The sequence below is a fragment of the Mucilaginibacter sp. P1_A3 genome (genome assembly GCF_056406855.1).
Map to the genome: position 1 here is coordinate 210,875 of NZ_JBFTZJ010000013.1, position 21,352 is coordinate 232,226.

Annotated in this window: 15 protein-coding genes; 5 read left to right on the plus strand and 10 right to left on the minus strand. The window is 43.3% G+C overall.

The annotated features are described in order from the left end of the window. The first annotated feature begins 98 nt into the window (after nt 1-98). Nucleotides 99-2,363 carry a Tex family protein gene (locus AC1D0K_RS25840; protein WP_477393556.1) on the plus strand — a complete coding sequence of 755 codons (2,265 nt, stop codon included), beginning with the start codon at nt 99-101 and terminating at the stop codon, nt 2,361-2,363. Between the two features lie 210 nt (nt 2,364-2,573). Here AC1D0K_RS25840 and AC1D0K_RS25845 read toward each other — a convergent pair whose 3' ends face one another. The 3 genes from AC1D0K_RS25845 to AC1D0K_RS25855 form a co-directional block, all read right to left on the minus strand. Beyond that, a complete protein-coding gene (locus AC1D0K_RS25845; RefSeq protein WP_477393558.1) occupies nt 2,574-3,476 on the minus strand; it encodes a LysR substrate-binding domain-containing protein in 903 nt (300 codons plus the stop codon). Between the two features lie 8 nt (nt 3,477-3,484). Beyond that, nucleotides 3,485-4,267 carry a hypothetical protein gene (locus AC1D0K_RS25850; protein ID WP_477393560.1) on the minus strand — a complete coding sequence of 261 codons (783 nt, stop codon included), beginning with the start codon at nt 4,265-4,267 and terminating at the stop codon, nt 3,485-3,487. Between the two features lie 248 nt (nt 4,268-4,515). Next, complete coding sequence (locus tag AC1D0K_RS25855) at nt 4,516-5,523, minus strand: aspartate-semialdehyde dehydrogenase (protein WP_295718225.1); 1,008 nt, start codon at nt 5,521-5,523, stop codon at nt 4,516-4,518. A gap of 260 nt (nt 5,524-5,783) precedes the next feature. On the opposite strand from AC1D0K_RS25855, the gene AC1D0K_RS25860 reads away from it, so the two are divergent. From AC1D0K_RS25860 to AC1D0K_RS25875, 4 genes are all read left to right on the plus strand, one after another. Then, nucleotides 5,784-6,734 carry an NAD-dependent epimerase/dehydratase family protein gene (locus AC1D0K_RS25860; RefSeq protein ID WP_477393563.1) on the plus strand — a complete coding sequence of 317 codons (951 nt, stop codon included), beginning with the start codon at nt 5,784-5,786 and terminating at the stop codon, nt 6,732-6,734. Nucleotides 6,735-6,871: 137 nt separating this feature from the next. Further along, the gene (locus tag AC1D0K_RS25865; RefSeq protein ID WP_295718220.1) at nt 6,872-7,597 is read left to right on the plus strand and encodes a YebC/PmpR family DNA-binding transcriptional regulator; all 726 of its coding nucleotides are present in this window, start codon (nt 6,872-6,874) and stop codon (nt 7,595-7,597) included. Between the two features lie 137 nt (nt 7,598-7,734). Next, a complete protein-coding gene (locus AC1D0K_RS25870) occupies nt 7,735-7,953 on the plus strand; it encodes a DUF2442 domain-containing protein (RefSeq protein ID WP_295718217.1) in 219 nt (72 codons plus the stop codon). A gap of 83 nt (nt 7,954-8,036) precedes the next feature. Further along, complete coding sequence (locus AC1D0K_RS25875; protein WP_477393566.1) at nt 8,037-9,029, plus strand: hypothetical protein; 993 nt, start codon at nt 8,037-8,039, stop codon at nt 9,027-9,029. A 268-nt stretch (nt 9,030-9,297) separates the two neighbouring features. Here AC1D0K_RS25875 and AC1D0K_RS25880 read toward each other — a convergent pair whose 3' ends face one another. From AC1D0K_RS25880 to AC1D0K_RS25910, 7 genes are all read right to left on the minus strand, one after another. Beyond that, the gene (locus tag AC1D0K_RS25880) at nt 9,298-10,653 is read right to left on the minus strand and encodes a glucoamylase family protein (RefSeq protein ID WP_477393568.1); all 1,356 of its coding nucleotides are present in this window, start codon (nt 10,651-10,653) and stop codon (nt 9,298-9,300) included. Between the two features lie 22 nt (nt 10,654-10,675). Beyond that, a complete protein-coding gene (locus tag AC1D0K_RS25885) occupies nt 10,676-12,346 on the minus strand; it encodes a glucoamylase family protein (protein ID WP_477393570.1) in 1,671 nt (556 codons plus the stop codon). Nucleotides 12,347-12,445: 99 nt separating this feature from the next. Beyond that, a complete protein-coding gene (locus AC1D0K_RS25890; RefSeq protein ID WP_477393572.1) occupies nt 12,446-13,279 on the minus strand; it encodes a LamG domain-containing protein in 834 nt (277 codons plus the stop codon). A gap of 16 nt (nt 13,280-13,295) precedes the next feature. Further along, on the minus strand, nt 13,296-14,777 hold the full coding sequence (locus AC1D0K_RS25895; RefSeq protein WP_477393574.1) for a RagB/SusD family nutrient uptake outer membrane protein: 1,482 nt from the start codon (nt 14,775-14,777) through the stop codon (nt 13,296-13,298). 20 nt (nt 14,778-14,797) lie between these two features. Beyond that, a complete protein-coding gene (locus tag AC1D0K_RS25900) occupies nt 14,798-17,821 on the minus strand; it encodes a SusC/RagA family TonB-linked outer membrane protein (protein WP_477393576.1) in 3,024 nt (1,007 codons plus the stop codon). Nucleotides 17,822-18,080: 259 nt separating this feature from the next. Beyond that, a complete protein-coding gene (locus tag AC1D0K_RS25905) occupies nt 18,081-20,975 on the minus strand; it encodes a ligand-binding sensor domain-containing protein (protein WP_477393578.1) in 2,895 nt (964 codons plus the stop codon). A 178-nt stretch (nt 20,976-21,153) separates the two neighbouring features. Next, a partial coding sequence (locus AC1D0K_RS25910) for an integrase core domain-containing protein (protein WP_477463119.1) occupies nt 21,154-21,352 on the minus strand: 199 nt, incomplete at its 5' end.

Sequence of the window (21,352 nt, forward strand, 5' to 3'; positions counted from 1 at the left end):
TTATCCTTTCACCTCCTATCCCCCTTCCTCAATTGTTAACAATCTTTTTTTGAATTGTAAAGGTATTCTTCTCAACTTCGCAGTCCGAAATTTGATGTATGATATCTCATTCTAAAAAAATAGCTGCAGAGCTTTCTATTTCAGAAAAACAAGTAAGCGCAACATTAGCATTGCTTGATGAAGGCGCAACCGTTCCGTTTATTTCCCGGTACCGTAAAGAGGTTACCGGTACGCTTGATGAAGTACAGGTTGCGGAGATCCGCGATCGTGCACAGCAACTGCGCGATCTGGATAAACGCCGCGAGGCCATCCTGAAATCGCTTACCGATATGGGCAAACTAACGCCCGAGCTGGAAAAACAGATCAACGAAGCCGAAACTATGGTTACGCTGGAGGATATTTACCTGCCTTATCGGCCTAAGCGAAAAACCCGTGCTACTGCCGCCCGCGAGAAAGGCCTGCAACCACTGGCCGACCTGCTGCTGGAGCAACGGAAAGCCGACCTGCAAACCGAAGCCGCAACTTTTATTGATGCCGAAAAAGGGGTTAATAGTATTGAAGAAGCATTGGCAGGGGCAAGGGATATTATTGCCGAAACCGTAAGTGAAAATGCCGAAGTGCGTACCCGCATCCGTGAACTGTTTGTTGAGAAGGGAACTTTTCAGTCAAAAGTTATTGACGGTAAGGAGCAGGAGGGCATTAAATATAAAGACTATTTTGATTGGACCGAGCCTGTAAAATCGGCCCCATCGCACCGCATCCTGGCTATGCGCCGCGGTGAAAAGGAGGAAATTCTTTGGCTGGATATAAAACCTGCCGAAGAAGAGGCCATTGCAGCATTGGAGGACAGCTTTGTTAAAGCTACCAATCCATCGGCCGACCAGGTAAAACAGGCCATTGCCGATGGTTATAAACGCCTGTTGAAGCCATCTATGGAGACAGAGGTGCGCCTGCTTACCAAAAAGAAAGCAGATGAAGAAGCCATCCGTGTGTTTGCCGAAAACGCCCGCCAGCTTTTGTTGGGTGCGCCGCTTGGTCAAAAACGGGTAATGGCTATTGACCCCGGCTTCCGTACCGGCTGTAAGCTGGTTTGTTTGGATGAACAGGGTAAGTTGTTGGAGAATACGGCCATCTATCCGCATACCGGCGCAGGACAGGCAAGGGAAGCCGAAAAAACAGTACAACATCTTTTTGAAAAATATAACATCGAAGCTATTGCTATAGGTAATGGTACTGCCGGTCGCGAAACAGAATTGTTTGTGCGCAACCTTAACCTGCCGGGTGTAGCTATTGTAATGGTGAACGAAAGCGGGGCATCTATCTATTCTGCATCTGATGTGGCAAGGGAGGAGTTTCCGGACAAGGATATTACGGTGAGAGGCGCGGTTTCTATTGGCAGAAGGCTGATGGACCCATTGGCCGAACTGGTGAAGATCGACCCAAAATCTATCGGCGTGGGCCAGTACCAGCACGATGTGGATCAAAATAAATTGCAAACTTCGCTGGATGATACTGTAATGAGCTGCGTAAATGCTGTTGGTGTTGAGCTGAATACGGCATCTAAGCAAATCCTGGCCTATGTATCTGGCCTTGGTCCGCAACTGGCACAAAATATTGTGGAGTACCGCGATCAGAACGGGGCATTTAAACAAAGATCTCAGCTTAAAAAAGTTCCCCGCCTTGGCGAAAAAGCTTTTGAGCAGGCAGCAGGTTTCCTGCGTATTCATCATGCAGAAAATCCGCTTGACTCCAGTGCGGTACACCCTGAGCGGTATAGTTTGTTGGAGCAGATAGCGAAAGACATGAAATGCACGGTGAAAGACCTGATGGGTGATGCAACCTTACGCAGAAGTATTCCCTTGCAAAAATACACCTCCGAAACGGTGGGTTTACCTACGCTGAACGATATCATGGCCGAGCTCGCCAAACCAGGCCGCGACCCTCGTGAGCAGTTCGAGGCTTTCAGCTTTACTGATGGCGTAAATGCCATTGGCGACCTAAAGGTAGGCATGAAGCTGCCGGGCATAGTAACCAACATCACCAATTTTGGCGCTTTTGTTGATATTGGTGTTCACCAGGATGGGCTGGTACATTTAAGCCAGATCACCAACCGTTTTATCAAAGATCCTAACGAGGTGCTTAAAGTTCATCAAAAGGTAGAGGTGACCGTTACCGAGGTTGACGTAAACCGTAAGCGGATCGCGCTATCCATGAAAGAGAACGATAAAAGTAATCGATCCGAAAGAAGAAATGAAGATAGGAGACCTGCAGGGAATAAACCACAATTTAATAAAAGACCCGAGCCTGCACCAGAAACGGATATTGCCATAAAATTGGCCGCTTTGAAGAATAAATTTAAATAGGGGGAGGGTTACTCTCTATGATGTTTTTTGAAAAAAAACTTTTTTGTCATCCTGAACGCAGTGAAGGATCTATTCGCAGACTTTACAGGGCGAAGAAGCATGGCGGATAATAGATCCTTCACTGCGTTCAGGATGACAAATTTTTTAAATCGTTTTTCCCCCTTAGTATTGGCGAAAGTTTATTAGGCACAATTACGTTTTTTATATCGATCACTTCCCCTTAATATGCTGCAATGCAAAATTGATAAAATTGCTTGTTAACCCATAATCTTCTGTACCCTTACGGCGGATGAAGAAGAAATCGCGGGTGATCTTGAGGCCCTCTACGGGCACTTCCACCAGGTCGCCTTCGGCAAGCTGGCGTATAATAGAAGGGCGAGGCATAAAGCCCAGGCACTGATCGGCCAGCAGGAAATTTTTCAGTGCTTCGGTGCCGCCAAGGCGGATCTTTACCGATAGATCGGCCGGTTTTATATGTAATGCTGATAGCGACTTTAACACTGCGTTCAATGTGCCCGAGCCGCGTTCCCGTACGGCCAACGGCGTTTTCACAAACTGCTTTAAGGTTAATGATTTACCCGCCAGCGGACTTTTAGCCGAACATACCGGGATCACCTCATCACTCATGAATGGTTTGTAGGATACCGTAGTGAGTTTATTGTCAACTTCGATGATGCCAATATCCACCTCGTGATTAAGCAGGGCATTCAGGATATATTCGGAGTTTCGGTTTACCAGCTGCACATCCACATTGGCGTACTCCCGCTGAAAGCCGGATAATATCGATGGCAATATATAAAGCGCGATAGTAGTACTGGCCCCTAAACGCAAATGCCCGGCCGCTTGCGACAGGTTGCTCAACACAGATAGGTCATATTCTATTTTACGCTCAATCTCGGTAGCTTGCTGCAGGTATTCGTTGAGTTTGTTACCGGCTTCGGTAAGCAGGATGCTATTGCCCTTGCGCTCGAAAAGGGGTACTTTATATTGATCTTCCAGCGCTTTAATGTGCTTGCTGATGGCTGGCTGGGTCACAAACAGTACTTGTGCTGCTTTTGAGAAACTCAAATTGGCGGCAACTTCCATAAAAACCCGGTGAGCGAAAGAGATCATGGGCGAAGTTAACTTTTTACTTTCTCAAAAAACCTACCCGTAAATTTATAGGTAATCAGTTTATGGGTCATTTTTCCACTATAATCAACTAATGGGGTATGAATAGTTTTGGTGCCATTATCAAAATAGATACTTGGGAAGGCTTTCCAGTCGGCCACCGAAAGCAGGTTGTATTCATAATATAGCCTGCTTAACACAGCGGTGGGAGTTTTCACCATGGGCACACGGCCATTTAATACGCCTTTTTCAATAGCATAGGCCCTGATGCCCTGCCCTGCTTTATTGGCCGACATTACTGAATTGTACACTGCTAAATAAATCGTTTTGTTGTTGGCCACAAAGGTGTAAATCTTCGGGAACCAATAGGCCTCTTTTCCGGGCTGGTCCATTTTCAATAATGATAGCGTTTGCCCGTCAACCCTGTATTGCAGTATATTGTTAAAATCGTATCCTACAGTGCCCAATTTGGTATCCCAGGAATATGCGCGGAACATGCCATCTGCAGAAGTTGCGATAACCAGGCGTTCCTTTACCAGCGAGGTAAATTTAAAGTCGATAGTAAATGGATATTTGGAGGTATAGTACTTAAGTTTATATGCAAAAATACTATTCATTTTTTTGAGCGAATCAATAGCTTTCCACTCTTTTTTGTGCGCCCCGTAATAATTTATCCTTTGAAAAATGCGCAGCAGGTCGTTCTCAATATCCTGCGGGTTACTGCCTGTTTGCGCAAAAGAATTTGCAGAGATGGTGCAGCAACAGAAAACAACAAATAGCTTAAAGGCTTTCATTGGGAAACAAGTTAGCAAAAAATGGCGATATTGATAAGCAATAGTTATAATTAATAACTATTACTTGCTTTTTTATTGCGCTAATAAGTGGAATGAAATAAAACAGCAATAAAAGGAAAGGAGCCAGCAGGCTTTCATGGTAAATATTTGTGCATAAAAATAGGGATAATCGTTTGATCATCCCTATTCTGTCTTTAGGTTGATTAAGTTAACAGCTGTTAATCTAATCAACCATTCACGAAAATAGCTTAAGCTTCAACCGGCTGGCCGATCAAATGTTTGGCGGCCAAATATTCTGCAATTTGTACAGCATTGGTAGCCGCGCCTTTACGCAGGTTATCAGATACTATCCAGCAGTTTAAAGTATTGTCCTGGCTTTCATCACGACGCAAACGGCCGACAAAAACCTCATCTTTATCATGCGCGTCAAGCGGCATTGGGTATTTGAGGTTTGCAGGGTCATCAACTACGATGATGCCCGGCGAATTAGCCAGTAATTCCCGTACTTCACCCAAATCGAAATCATTTTCAAATTCGATATTCACCGACTCTGAGTGGCCACCCATAACCGGGATACGAACGGTAGTAGCAGTTACTTTAATGCTGTCATCGCCCATAATCTTTTTGGTTTCCAGGATCATTTTCATTTCCTCTTTGGTGTAACCATTTTCGGTGAAAACATCAATCTGCGGAATAACGTTCAGATCGATAGTGTAAGGATATACCTTCGGTCCATCAACACCATTACGTTCGTTAAATAGCTGATCAACAGCTTTTACGCCGGTACCGGTTACCGATTGGTAGGTTGAAACAACAACCCTTTTTATTTTATATTTATCGTGCAGTGGCTTTAAGGTCACTACCATTTGTATGGTTGAGCAATTTGGGTTGGCGATGATCTTATCGTCAGCGGTCAATACATCAGCATTAACTTCGGGCACAACCAGTTTTTTGGTTGGGTCCATACGCCAGGCCGATGAGTTATCAATAACGGTTGTACCAGCCGCCGCAAATAACGGGGCCTGCTGTAATGAAGTGCTTCCGCCGGCGCTGAAAATGGCTACATCCGGCTTCATCTTAATCGCATCCTCAACAGAAACCACCTTAAACTGCTTACCCTTAAAAGTAATTTCTTTACCAATACTTTTCTCTGAAGCTACGGGAATTAATTCTGTAACGGGGAAGTTGCGTTCTGCAAGAACCTGCAACATTTTGGTGCCTACTAATCCTGTAGCACCTACTACTGCGACTTTCATTGTGTTAATTTGTTTTTAAATGTAATGAAGCTCCCTCCTGGGGTTCATTGATTGTTAATTTGTTATATAATAAAACATTAAACTTCAAAGATGCATAATTTTTTGGATAATCTACTTAGTTGGTAGTTAATTAGTGAATAGTTAGTGGTTTATATTGGATCGGGTTGGTTATAATATGCACACTTGATTGACAATATGGGGTTTCCCAGACCGTCAACAATTCACCCAAATTCCTACCTTTGCCTAAACTCAAAAACTGAATGAGCGAAAAGATTTTAGTGATCGGGGCCAATGGCCAGATAGGAACCGAACTGGTAATGGCTTTGCGAGGTATTCACGGAGCAGAAAACGTAATAGCATCTGATATTAATGATCCAACCTACGCTATACGCAACAGCGGACCCTATGAAATTGTAAACGTGCTGGACAAAGATAACCTGCACCATATTTTTGATAAACATCGGCCAACCCAAGTTTATCTGCTGGCAGCCATACTATCTGCCGTAGGCGAGCAGAAACCTAAAATGGCCTGGGATCTGAATATGACCGGTCTGCTTCATGTACTTGATTTTGCTGTTGAGTTTAAAACAGGCAAGGTTTTCTGGCCAAGTTCTATAGCTGTTTTTGGTCCGCATTCGCCGCAGTTTAATACGCCGCAGTATTGTGTAATGGACCCCAATACCGTTTATGGTTTTAGCAAACTGGCCGGCGAACGCTGGTGCGAATATTATTATACCAAATATGGCGTTGACGTGCGTAGCATCCGTTACCCGGGCTTAATTGGCTGGAAAGCATCACCAGGTGGTGGTACTACCGATTACGCCGTACATATATTTCATGAGGCATTAAAAAAAGGCAAGTATGAAAGTTTTCTTTCTTCAGATACCGCACTGCCAATGATGTATATGGAAGATGCCATACGGGCAACCATCAGTTTGATGGATGCACCGGCAGAAGACGTTAAGATAAGGTCATCATACAACCTGGCCGGTATAAGCTTTACCCCGGCGCAACTGGCCGAAGAGATCAAAAAACATATCCCGGCCTTTGAGATGGGTTATGTAGAAAGTGATCCACGCCAGGCCATTGCCGATAGCTGGCCAAAATCAATTGATGATAGTAGCGCGGAGCAGGACTGGGGCTGGAAACTGGAATACGATTTGGGAAAAATGACGGCTGATATGCTGGAGAATTTAAAAAAGGTTATATAGTTATATATAGAGGCAAAAGTATAAAGGCGAAAGGATAAAGGTTTTACCTTTGTTGTTTTACAAAATTTATATAAAAACAAATTATATTCGCTGAGTTTATGGTCTGTAGAACATAGATGATGGATAAATAAAAAGTTATGGGAAGAGCATTTGAATTCCGCAAAGAGAGAAAGTTTAAGCGCTGGGCTAAAATGGCAGTGCAGTTTACCCGTTTAGGTAAAGAAATTGTAATGGCTGTGAAAGCCGGTGGTGGTGATATTAATACCAACTCGCGTTTAAGAACTGCTGTTCAAAACTCCAAGGCTGTTAACATGCCCAAAGATAGGGTGGAAGCCGCTATAAAAAGGGCAACCAGCCGCGATGAAAAGGATTACGAAGAACTGGTTTATGAGGGATATGCGCCCTACGGTGTAGCCGTTTTGGTAGAAACCGCTACAGATAATACCAACCGTACCGTTGCAAATGTGCGGAGTTACTTTACAAAATATGGAGGCTCGTTGGGTAAAACAGGGTCGCTTGATTTTATTTTCACCCGTAAATCTGTTTTTACTTTTGAACCCGGCGACCGCGATCTGGAAGAACTGGAATTTGAACTGATTGATGCCGGACTGGAAGATTTGTTTGTGGAAGCAGATGAAGAGGGTAACGATATTGGCGTTATACATACAGCCTTTGAAGATTTTGGAAAAATGCAAAAAGCGCTTGAAGAGTTAGGTGTTGAAGTAAAATCGGCCAAGCTGGAGCGTGTTCCGCAATCATTCCATGAAGTAACCGAAGAACAAGTTACCGATATTATGAAATTGATTGACCGCTTAGAGGAGGACGACGACGTGCAGGCGGTATACCATAATATGGCAGAGTAAACGGATTTCGGATTTCTTCACCACTCGTCATTGCGAGGAACGAAGCAATCCCCGGTCGGCAGGTCAGCTGTTCAAGTTCGCTCTGTATATTAGGGATTGCTTCGTGCCTCGCAATGACGGTTTTATAGATATATACTATGCCACTATTCAGCTCACGTAAGGAAGAAAAGAAAGTTAAGGTAACCTTTGCTAACGGCTTGCTTTTTGTCGAAAAAGCTGATGGCAAGCAGCAGGCTTTCCCGCTGGAGTGGTTTCCCAAGCTGATGAACGCTACCGACGAGGAACGGAACGACTGGAAACAAACCGATAAGGGCATCCATTTTAATCAGTTGGATGTGGACGTGAATTTCAATTGATTTGAAAATTTGAATATGTGCCAATTTGAAAATTAAAAAGGTATTTTCAAATCTTCAAATTACCAAATCTTCAAATTAATCAAATGGTTTTCGAAGAGTTTTTTAAAAAGAAAAAGATTGACCTGGCAGCTTTGCAAGCCGCGGAGGGATCGCTATTTTCTGAATTTAAAGAGCACTTTGAACAAATGGGCGAAAAGAGTTTCGATCATACCAAAAAATATTGGTTCAATAAGCTCAGGCGCAGGTTTCCTGCTCCGCAGGAAATAAAAACGGAGAAGTTTAGCACACCAAATCCTATTGCCGAGCAAACTATTACCGAAAGTTTGACAGAACCCGTAACGCCTTCGCCTAAAGTTGGTTTTACGCCAAAATTCAGGGCGGCTGTTGCACCTAAACCTGTGGAAGAAAAGCAGGAGGAAGTTAAGCCTGCAGAGGAAACAACACCAGCTGAAAGCGGCGCCGCAAAACCTGCCTTCAAACCCCGTTTTAACCCGGGGATGGTGAAGCCTAAACCTATAGAAAGCACGGATATTAATGAGGAAAAGCCGGAAGTAAAGGAAGAGCTGGCTGCTCCACAGGCAGAAGCACCCACAGCCAAACCTGGCTTTAAACCGCGCTTTAATGCAGGTATGGTTAAATCTAAGCCTGTAGAAAGCACGGAGGTCACCGAGGAAAAGCCGGAAGTAAAAGAAGAGCCGGTTGCCCCGCAAGCAGAAACACCCACTGCCAAGCCAGGCTTTAAACCACGCTTTAACGCGGCTATGATGAAACCAAAGCCAGTTGTTGAGGAAGCCGCAGCTGTAGAAGAGAAACAGGACTCGACTCCTGAGCCGGCAACCGATAAAACAGAAGAGAACCCAGCCCCAAAGCCTGCTTTTAAACCGCGCTTTAATGCCGCGATGATGAAGCCCAAAACTGTTGAGGCAGAGGAAAAGCCAGCGGAAAAAGAAGAAACAGCTTCACCGTCGGTTGATGGGGCTGAAACAAAGCCTATCGAGGAAACTCCGGCCGCCAAACCCGCTTACAAGCCAAAGTTTAATATGAAAACCCTGCCTAAAAAACCGGAGCAGGAATAGTATGTAATCAAAAAGGCCACGATTTCGTGGCCTTTTTGATTACATAAATCTATGCCATTGCACACTTCGGGATTGTAAATGAAGTATTTGCAAAAAAAAACTTTGTCATCCTAAACGCAGTGAAGGAGCTACTCTCCACCATGCTTCTTCACCCTGTAAGGTTTGCAAATAGATCCTTCGTTCCTCAGGATGACAAACCTTTTAAAATATCATTTTTCACCGTCAGCGTTTTGAAAAATTTTATCACTCGGCGATAGCATGACTCATTTTATTTTTTTGCAATTGCCGGGCTTTCAAAGCCGAGCTTAGTCAAGCCGTGCTGCACTTCGGGGCTGCTCATGAAAAGTTTCCAGAGCAGGCCGGTGCGGTAATTTTCTATCATCACTACAATTGGACCCTGATCAATGGCCAGGTATGATTTTGCATACCAGTTATGCGATTCGCTGAAGGCATCGGTAAAGCCATATTCGCCCCAGATTTTATCTCCCAGGTCATAATAAAAATGACGTAGCGCTTTCATGGATTGCTCCGGTGTGTATGGAAATGCTGATAACGCGGCTGTTGGTGTTATTACCCCCAGATCATTAGTGGGAGAGTGCGCATTGTAGCCCTCAAAGTTATCACTTGCAGTAAGCCCCCAGCAGTTTTCCCCGTAACCTTTAAATTTTTTAGGATTATCTACACAGTAAGCATAGTTAATGAGGCTATGGTTTTTATTCTGTTCCCAATAATCGGCATACTGATCTTTTAACCCTGTAGGGTTTAGACCCATGAACGAGTATTGCGAAAAGAAGAGTGGGCCGCCAAAATCAAAGCCTAAGGGTAGTTTATAACCATAAAAGGTTTTGCCATTTTTAAAGAAATCGCTTTGCGCCCAGCCTCTGTGGTAAACATCGGCACTTACAGGGTATCTATCTGCGGATGCAGCCAGTACATACGTTATAAGGCACTCATTAAAGCCGTGGATAGGGAAATTCATAGCCCAGCCGTTATTGGGGCTCCAGTGCCAGTAAAGGGCATCCCTGCCATCGCGGGTGTACCAGCTCCACTCCATTTCGCCCCACATCCAGCTGATTACATCGCGGATGCGTTGTTCTTTAGGGTTATTGGCTGTAAAATATTGTTTGGCGCATAAAAGCCCCTGGAATAAATAGGCCGATTCCACAATATCACCACCATCATCCTTACGGCCAAATGGGATTATCTTACCTGTTTCGCCATTCATCCAGTGCGGGAAAGCGCCGTGGAAGGAGTTGGCTTTAAATAAAAAGTTAACCATTTTTACCATCCTGTCAACAGCCTGTTCATGGCTTACCCATTTGCGGCTATCAGCCACAATAAGCGCCATAATGCCAAAGCCAGATCCTCCGGTGGTTACTACCTCATCGCCATAATCAAACGACTTATTGCTGCGCTCGCGGGCAAGACCGCTTACAGGGTGCCCAAAATCCCAAAAATAACGGAACGTTTGGCGTTGTACCACATCAAGCAAAGCGCTATCAGTAAGGTTTTTTATAATGCCTACGGGTTTAATGCCATCCGCTGTTGTGGTTTTTGACTGCTTTTGTGCAAAGCAACATAGGGCAAGCATCAGCAAAAAAGGGGTAATTATAATTTTTTTCATGTAAAATATCGTTATTAAGATTTTATAGATTAGGACTACTGAATCCTAAGTTTTTCATGCCTGTTTTTACTTCAGGAGCACTCATAAATAAGTTCCAGAGTAGGCCACTGCGGTAGTTCTCTATCATCACAATAATAGGTCCCTGATCAATAGCCAGGTATGAATCTGCAAACCAGGGGTTGGTTAAATTAAAGGCATCATAAAAGCCGTACTGTCCCCACAGTTTATCGCCAAGTGTATAGTAAAAGAACCTTAAGGCCGCCATAGATTGTGTTGGCGTATAAGGCAAAGATGCTATGGCCGCAGTTGGCGCAATTACTCCAACATCATTGGTTGGTGAGCTTGCAGTGTAGCCTCCTTCAATATCACTTGCGGTAAGCCCCCAGCAGTTGGCACTGTAGCCGCTGTTGCCTTGTGGGTTGGCAACGCAGTAATTATAATTGATGGTGGCATGCGCCTTGTTCTGTGTTTCATAATTGGCATAGGCGTCGTTTAAGCCTTTTGGGTTGATGCCTAAGAACGAGTAATGCGCAAAAAACATTGGGCCACCCTGTGCGGGACCGAGTGGCAAGGTAACACCGTAATAGTTATTGCCATTTTTAATGCCCCCATTATTGGCCCATCCCTGATCATACACAGTTTTGGGGATAGTATGGGTTGTTGATGATGCCCCTAAAACATAAACGATTAAAGCCTCGTTCCAGCCGGTAATTTTCATATTGATGGCCCAGCCCTGATCCGGGCTCCAGTGCCAGTATAAAACATTTTGGCTGTTTTGGCGAAACCAGTCCCATTCTACACCGTTCCATAAAGTGTTAATATCGGTACGCAGTTGTGCTTCACCTGTGCCGGCGCCATTAAAATACTGGCGCGCGGTTATCAGGCCTTGCATCAGGTAGGCGGTCTCTACCAGGTCGGCACCATTATCCTGTGCGCTGAAAGGCACAACAGCCCCCGTATTACCATTCATCCAATGCGGAAACGCGCCATGGAATTTTTGAGCTTTGGTATTTAAAAAACCAACTATCTTTTGCATCCTGGTTAACCCATCGGCATGCGAGATAAAGCCACGGTTAATACCTGCAACAATAGCCATGATGCCAAAACCCGAGCCGCCGGTAGTTACTACATCGCCCGATGAATTGCGTTCGCGTGCCAGGCCGCTGGCAGGATGACCAAATTCATAAAAGTATTTTAGGGTTTGTTTCTCCACCAGGTCCAAAAGCTGATCATCAGTTATGGTGCTGAATTTTTTTGTACTATCGATAGCTGTAGTAAGCTGCACAGCTAATGCTGATTGCAGGTTGCCATTCTTTGCAGATTTTAGCGCTGTAGTAACATTTAGGGTATACTGTGTAATAGGCGATAAGCCCGTGGGAATTATCACAACCGTACTATCGCTGTTTTGGTAAGTAGTGCTAAAGGTAACAGTTGCACCGGCTTTACTGGTTATACTAATGCTGCCTGCTACTGATGACTGGTTAAGCGGGGTTGAAAATGTAATGGCAATTGCCGGTTTGGCATTAACATTTACATATTTAAACCCGTTGTTTTTTCCGTTCACTTTTAAAGCATTAAAGCTGAACGAGGTAACCGGCGGGATAACAGGAGTTGGGGTAGGTTTTGACCCTTTGCCACAGGCAAAAAGTATTAAAAACATGCCCATTCCAACAAAAAACTTTAAATTCTTCATGTTTTTAACGCAATTGTCCTATGCAAAAGTTAGTCACGATGTTCAGCAAATAAAAAAGGGTTACCCAGCTTGCGCAGGGCAACCCAAATCAATCAACCTTTATTTTCCTCTTCCTTCAAGTTTTACTATAGCATTCACTTCAGCATCTGTAAGCGCTTTATTGTATATTCTTACTTCATCAAGCTGGCCGATTAAATAGCTGGCCCAATCTTGTTTGCTGGTGGATGATGTTTGGCTTGGCGTAGTCTGGAACTGCACACAGCCAAATACCATTTTGCCCGCATTTGTAAAATTTGCAGGACCGGTTAGCCCGGATACTGTGCCGCTATTAACTTTTGAACCATTTACATATAGCTTGCAGGTATTTGTTGTTGCATCATATGATACACCCAAATTTGTCCAGTTATTAAACAAATTGGCTACCCCATCTACAGAATATGTTCTGTCGTTATTACCCTGGGCAATATGGACTCTCACTTTGCCATTATCGGCAGTACTTCCATTTTCAAAAAAGATTTCCAGATTGCCCCAGAAGCCATCTGTTTTTGCTAATGTGAAAACACCTACTATCCCTGTTGATGGTGGAGGTGTGTTTATCCACTCAGTAATGGTAAAGCTTTGGATAGCTGTAACGCCCGGACCGGGAGTTGTCAAAACGTAGCTGTTTAAGGCACCCTGTAGGGCCTGGCCTTTTACCCCTTTACCAAACTTGGTACCCGTTGCAACGCCTACAGAATTAGAGATACTATCCTTTAAATTTCCGTTAAAGCCCCAATAGCCTACTAAGCTTCCTTTAGCTACATCATTTGAGCTGGTAAAGCCTCCAATATCCAGTTTAGGGGCATAGCTGGCAGGATCATAACTTTTTTGACATGATGATAATCCTAAGCCCGCAATAGCGGCAATTACCATACTTATATATTTTCTTTTCATGAGAATCATTGTTTAATTAATTATACCCTTTGTTTTGTGTTAATACACCTGCACTTAGATCGATCTCATTTTGTGGGATTGGCCAAACCTCATTGATGCCTGCCTTAAAGCCCTTAGGACCAAAAACTGTTGCGGCACGGCCCTGGCGGATTACATCGAAATAGCGATCAAATTCCATGGCCAGTTCAACCTGGCGTTCATGCCATATAGCATTGCGCAGCGCGGCTTGGTCTGTTGTGGTCACTTTTGGTAAAATTGCATTGTTGCCGGCCCTCGCCCTTGCACGTACCATTTCCAAATCTGTTAATGCTTTTGCGGCATCGCCGGTTTCGTTGGCTGCTTCGGCATTCATTAACAACACATCGGCATAACGGATTACACGGACGTTCTGATCCTCGCCCTGGTTTGATACCCATGGCACATTGAATGGTACGTATGATTTTTGATTATAACGTGGATTTGCTCCTGTCAATGAAATTGCATCACCTTCTGGTGTAGTTTCTCCCCTGAAAATGATAGTTGCATCCATACGTGGATCGCCTGGTTCAAAGGCATCAACCAACGCTTGTGTTGGCACGTTAAAGCCCCATCCACCATTTGGTTCGCCTGCTACACCCTGTATTTGAGAGTATTGGCTGGTTGATGCACCGGAAATGCTTGGTAAGCTTTGACATTGTATTTCGAAAACCGATTCAGAAGAATTTTCATTAGCTATTCTAAACAGTTTTTCGAAGTTGGGGAATAATGAATAGCCCAAGCCCATAACCTGGTTAGTGTAGTTTAAAACATCTGCCCATTTCTTTTGGTACATGGCAACTTTAGCATGTAAAGCTAATGCAGCGCCTTTGGTTGCACGGCCAATATCTGCAGAGCCGTAAGATTGTGGCAATACAGCAGCAGCATCGGTTAAATCTTGTTCAATAGCGGCATAAACAGTAGCTTTCGCGGTGCGTGGCAGGTTATACTCGCTGGCATCCTTTGCAATGTGCTGCCTTAAAACCACGTCGCCAAATGCACGTACCAACCTAAAGTAGTTGTAAGCACGTACGAATTTAGCTTCGGCAAGGTAGCGGGTCTTCAGGTTGTCATCCATGCTGATTTTTGGTAAGTTATCAAGCACCTGGTTACAAAGATTAATGCTTTGATATTGCCCGTTCCAAAAATCCTGAAGCTGGCCATCGGTAGCAGTAACCGTAAAATTATCATAGGTATTCATGAAACTGGCATCACTTGGTGTGCTGCCTTTTTCTGTTTCATCAGAACCTAAGCTTTCAACGGCCATTGGTGCAAAAGCTGTTTCTTTCCACTCTCTTAAATTAGCGTATATGGAGTTTACGGCTTTGGTAGCGTCATCTTGTGTCTTAAAAAATTCGGCACTGGCTTGCTTACCTTGCGGCGGCACATCTAAAAAGCTTTTTTTGCACCCCTGCATAATTATCATTATTGCAAGTGCACCAATACTTAGTGCATTTACATAATTGTTTTTATTGCGAAACATATCTTAAAATATTTTAATTGTTAAAATGTAGCGTTGATACCAAAATTGTAAGTGGCATATAATGGGTAGGCACCGTTATCGATACCAGCATTAATACCAGGCTGATCGCCCTGTCCACCTATTTCTGGGTTGAAACCTTTGTACTTAAAGAAGTTTAAGGCGTTTTGCGCATTGGCATACAACCTAAGCCTCTTCAGGAATATTTTTGAAGCAATGGCCGATGGTAATGTATATCCAAGCTGCATATTACGTACCCTGAAATAGCTGCCGCTTTCAACAAAAAATGTATTTGGTTTATAGTTGTTACCACCGCCTATGTTTGCAGATGGGTAGGTAGTTGAAGTACCATCGCCATGCCAGCGATGATCATAAAAATCTTGCGTAAAGTTTTCAGAACCGTAACGCAGGCCTTTATTTGCGTTATAAACATAAACACCGGCTACTCCCTGGAAATCAAGGCTTAGATCAAATGCTTTGTAATTAAATGTTGTGTTAAAACCATATAAATATTTAGGATTTGGGTTGCCTATAATTGTACGGTCTTTAGCATCAATAACTTTATCGCCGTTCAGGTCTTTAAACCTAAAGTCGCCTGGTTTGGCATCCTTTTGAAGCGAATTGGCAATTTCTGTAGTGTTTTGGAAAACTCCATCAACCACTAAGCCATAAAATTCGCCAATTGGCTGGCCTAATATGGTACGGGTACTATACTGCCCGCCTGTAGCCGCCGCGCCGCCTGCATAAATCGGGTTTGCACCTGTTTGGGTAGATAATACTTTGTTGTTGTTGATACTAAGGTTGCCGTTAAGACTGTAAGAGAAATCTTTGCTTATATTATCCCTCCAGCCTAAAGTAAACTCAAAACCGCGGTTTTGGAAGCTGGCCTGGTTACCAATGATGGTTCCGCCATCAGTGCCTAATGAACCTAATACCGGGATAGAAAATATGGCTTGCTCCGTTTTCTTGTTGTAAAAATCAGCCTCAAATGTTAACCGGCTTTTCATGAAACTCATTTCTAAACCTACGTCAGTACCAACACCACGTTCCCAATAAGTAGTTGGAGGTACAATTGCTGTAATGTTTGCACCTGTAGCCGGTTGGCCGTTGTAAATTGCTGTGAAAGCTGCGGAGTTATTTACTGTTAAGGTTGATAAGTTGGCTGGCACGGATGCATTACCAATTTTACCCCAGCTGCCCCTCAATTTCAGGTTATCAAAAATCTGCTGGTTTTTCATAAATTCCTCATTGCTGATAACCCAGCCGGCTCCTACCGAAGGAAAATAACCCCAGCGTTGGTTGCCAATGAATTTTGAAGATCCATCTCCACGTATGGAAGCATTTAGTAAATACCTGTTTTTAAATGAATAGTTAACACGACCAAAATATGACTGGTAAGTAGCCAAATCGCCACTGTCATTAACTGTTCTGGTATCATTTGACCCCAAACTTAAGTAAAGGTCGCCAGAGCTTGTATACGGTACATTTTGTGCAGTTGCATTAATGTTGTATGATTTATAACGCTGCGCAGACTGACCTACCAAAACGGTTAGGTGATGATCCTTAGCTATGGTTTTGTCATAAGTCAATGTGTTTTCCCAGATCCAATTGCGCACTTCGGCCCTTGAAACATTAAGATCACTGATGGCATTGAACTGAACGGAGTTGGCTTTGTAAACCGGGTTGTAACCTAAAACTTCGGCCTGGCCAAACTCGCCACCAAAGCTGGTGTGGAATGTTAATTCTTTAAGAATTTTAACATCGGCAAACATATTACCAGTTACGCGGTAACCTTTTGATTTTTGGTTGAAAAAATCGATTTGTGCCTGCGGGTTGTTGGTAGCGTTACCGATAGGGAAATCGCCCGGATCGCCATACGTTCCATCATTATAAAATACCGGAACAATAGGCGCCGCTGTAAAGGCCTTATAGATAACTGCACCCGGTGCATCTTTTGAATTGTTACCTTGTAAAACTGCATTGTAGCCCAGTTTAAGGAAATTTGTTGCCTGCACATCTTGTTGCATGTGTAAGGTTATCCTGTCATAATCATTTCCCTTTACAACACCTTGCTGTTTTAAGTAGCCGGCAGAAAAAGTATAAGTTGATTTTTCTGTACTGCCACTAACAGTTAAGTCATGCTTCATGGTGAAAGCATTGCGTAAAATATCATTAAGCCAGTTGGTGCCTTGGCCAAATTTGGATGGATCGGCAAATGTAATAGGATCTGTTGGCTGGTTTATGGTATTAAGCTCGTTAATCAGCGTAGCATATTCAGCCCCGGTAGCCAGTTTAGGTTGATTAGTAACTCTTTGCCAGCCTGCGTAAGCGCTATAGTTGATGCTTGGAGCACCTTTGCCCTTTTTTGTGGTGATTAAAACTACACCATTGGCAGCGCGCACACCATATATTGATTCGCTTGATGCATCCTTAAGGATACTCATGTTCTCGATATCATTGGAGTTTAAAAAGCTGATATCATCAAACCAAACACCGTCAACTACGTAAAGCGGGTTTGCGTTTCCATACACGGTACCTAAACCACGGATACGGATCTGCGGCGATGCGCCCGGACCGCCCGCATTGGTAATTTGAACGCCCGCAACTTTACCTTGTAAAGAGCTGACAACGTTTGTTGATGCTTGCTTGGATATTTCCTCGCCTTTAACCGATGCCACCGAACCGGTAACATCAAGTTTGCGTTGCGTACCGTAACCAACCACAACAACCTGCTGTAACTCGTTAGTTTGTGGTTGCAGGCGAACGTCAATAGCGGTTTGGCCGTTTACGGGCACTTCTTTAGATGCGTACCCTATATAGGCGAATGTTAAGGTAGCTGTACCGGCAGCATTAATGGTGAACGCGCCATTAACATCTGTTTGGGTGCCTGTAGTTGTTCCTTTAACTAAAACAGAGACGCCTATTAGGGCTTCACCTGTACTAGCATCTGCTACTTTACCTTTCACTGTTATGTTTTGTGCAAACGCAGCAGTAACGGAAAATAAGAACAATAACATCACCCCTGAAATAGTAAAAATTCTTTTCATAGTGGTTAATTAATAAAAACGGGTTAGAAATAATTGGTTTATTAGTCTACAAAGCTGTGTAGATAATGCAGTTAAATCAAAAAAATTAACTCAACATTAATACATCAACCATAACAAGCTTTCTCACGATGTGTTTTTTATTTTCTTAACTATTTGATAACCTGAAATTTAGATTGTGATAGTGTACGGCTTACATACTACAACAGTAAGGGCCGCTATACTATGTTTACTTATGGTTATGAGAGGTAATGATGTAGTATTATAACTCGATGAGAAACTCCACAAGGTTTTTATCGTGGTCGAGGTTGAGCTTTTTACGCAGGCGATAGCGCCTTATTTCAACACCGCGCAGGGAGATGTTTAAAAGCGATGCCATCTCTTTACTGCTCATGTTCATGCGCAGGTAGGCACATAGTTTAAGGTCATTTGGTACCAGGTCTGGGTGGCCTGATTTTAGTTTTTTGAAGAAGTTTTCATGCGCCTCGTTAAAGCTCTTTTCAAATATATTCCAGTCGCGCTCATCATTCATACCCTCGTCTATAACTTTCTGGATGCGTCGCATCTGATCATCGGCTAATTTTTTGCCGGTGCTATCTTTTAGATGTGCTATTTCTTCACTTATCTTTTGCAGTAATTCGTTCTTGTAAACCAAATTCATGGCCGAGTTAGCCAGCTCGCGGCTTTTACCTGCAAGATCGGCCTGTAACTGCTCGTTTTTTATATTGATGATGTGCTGTTCATTGGCAAAAGCCTCCTGCTTTAAAAACTCCTCCTTTTCGTGCTGTAGCTTTTCATGAATCCGGTGCTGATGCCGCTTTAATTTAAGGCGATAATAATACCTTACCACGTAGTAGGAGAGTATCAGCAACAATGCGTAAAATGCCATAGCCAGGTTGCCCGCATACCATGGAGGTAAAATAACAAAGGTTAACGTAGTAATTTGTGATACGTTTTGATCATTGATTTTGGCGCGGACCTTAAAGTGATAAGTGCCCTGGTCAAGATTGGTAAATTCTTTCTGGCTTTGTTGCGTCCAATCGCTCCATTGGCGGGAGTAACCTTCTAAATAATACTGGAACTTTATTTTTGCCTGTTTATAATAAGGCAGCGAATAGGAGATGCGGATATTGTTTTGTGTATAAGGAATCTCGGTGACATTAAGGTTGTGGCTGTTTTCGCTGATGGCAAAAACTTTGTCGGTAATGTTCTCCAGCTGACGGATCAAAACCCGGGGAATATCGATCTTATTGGGTAAAAGCGCGTCCTCATCATTCAGGATCACAAAACCGTCATCAATACTGATGAGGTAGGTAGCGTTATTGATGCGATTTATAGTTTCGTAGTGTTGCACCATTTGCCCGTTAAGTATGCTGAAACGGTTGGTATCGATGCTTAACCTGCCAGGCATAGAAAAATCGGCCAGGGCTACCCGCCCCTGATTAATGAACCAGTATTTTTTGCCGATGGCTTTTATGATTTTACTGGATGTGGCAAAGGTGCCCAGTTTTTTGTTGAGCTGGGTGTATTTAAAAAAGCGATCGGTAATGTCATCATAAATATAAAAGCCCGAATCTGATGAAAACACAACGCGGTTATCAAGGTCAAACACGTTTACGTTGAAGCTGCCCGGCAAACCGTATTTGCTGTCATAATATACTTTTGAGGTTACCTTTTTCAGATCGGCACTCAGGGTTACTTTATAAATGCCTTTATAGGCATGGCTTACCCATATTTGCCCTTTGTTATCTTGCTCCACATACCGGGACGGCTCGCCAAAGCCTTCAATTTTATGATCAAAGACCCAGTTGCCGGCGGCATCTTTTTTGAAAATAACCAGGCCGGTATAAGTCCCCTGGATGAGTTTATCTTCGCTTAATTTTTTCGTGGTCCAACCACCGGTTATGGTAGATATTTTGGTGATGGTATTGCCATTTACCTGGTAGGTGCCGTCATTGTGGCCACAAAGTAGGCGTCCATCTTGCAAAGAAAGCTCCCATACCTGGCCCTGTGAGCCGGGGATAAGTTTAAAGTCAAAAGACTGGAAAAGCTTACTGTTATTATCGGCAATCCAGTCGCTGTAAAATAAGCCCTGATTGGTGCCAAGGTATATTTTTTTATCAAATATGATACTGGAATAAACGGTACCGAACTTGCCGGTTTTATCGAAATAAAAATATAATGGCGAGTTTACCTCAATCCGGTCGATGCCGTTATCCAAACCCGCCCAAAGATTTTGTTCACTATCGGTATATAAGCTTAAAACAGTGTTGTTCTGTAGTCCGCTTGATTTATTGATGTGCTGCACTACATTGCCTGCAGTATCAACCACCACAATCCCGTTTAAAATAGTGCCATAAGCAAAATATTTGTCGGCTATTTTAGCTCCGTTATTGAGTTGGTATGTTTTTAAAAAGTCGTTTGCCTGGTTTGCCCATGGTTTTATGGTTTGGCCATCATAAATAAACAACCCGTTTTGGGCGGTGCCTATAATATACTTGCCTTTTTGAAACGGCAGCATGGAAAGTACACCGCTGGGCCCTAATATATTGCTACCCTCAACATACAATAAGCGATTGTTTATAAGCTCAAACAGGCCGGTTGATACCTGCTCAATAAAAAAGCGCTTACCAGCTTTAAACATGAACAGGTATGGGCTTGGGGCCTTAATAACCTCTATCTTCCCCTTTGAGTAAATGTAGATACATCCAAACGATTGGAAGATCACCCTATCGCCATCAACATATATTTTCCAGATCTCCTCGTTTATGGGCAGGAATTTTTTTGGTACCAGACCAACAAGCGAATTGTATTTTAAAAAGCCTTTGTTGTCATCGGCCCAATAACCAAATTCGCCATAAGCACCTACGTAAATTTTCCCCCTGCCATCGGTAGATACTGAACGAACGATAAGGGAATTTGGCATATGGTGCTGCTGCCAGTATTTGCCATCAAAAGAAAGTAAGCCTTCTGCATTGCCAAAATACATAACACCATGCTCATCTCGTGTTACACTCCAGTTTTGATTGCCCGACTGGTACATGGCCTTCGTGTAATTTTGAACATAGGGTACACCTATGCTTTTTATATCAACCCCGCTGGCATTTAAGGCAGTAATGCAAAATAGTGATATAAAAATGAGCAAGGATCTACGCATAGCATGGTATTAGCCTGTAAAGCAAACCAATTTTACGAAATTAAGCTTTGGATTGGATAAAATAAAAAATTAGTGTTGAGGGGGGGCATGAGCGGGGATTGTGTTTGTTTCTTCAGAGATAATAACACGCCGTCATTGCTGTAAGGGTTTAGTAATTCGGTAACAGAATCAGGTATTTTTATTTGTTGTTTAGGGTGACCATATCGATAGGTTTTTTACCATTGATGCCCTGATGTGGTCGTTCCCAGTTATAATAAACAAGATATTTGAGGAGTTCATCTTCCAGCTCTTCAAAGCTGTCGAAATCGGTATCTTCAATAAGGTCTTCTTTAAGGGTCCTCCAAAAGCGTTCCACCTTGCCGTTGGTTTGCGGCCGA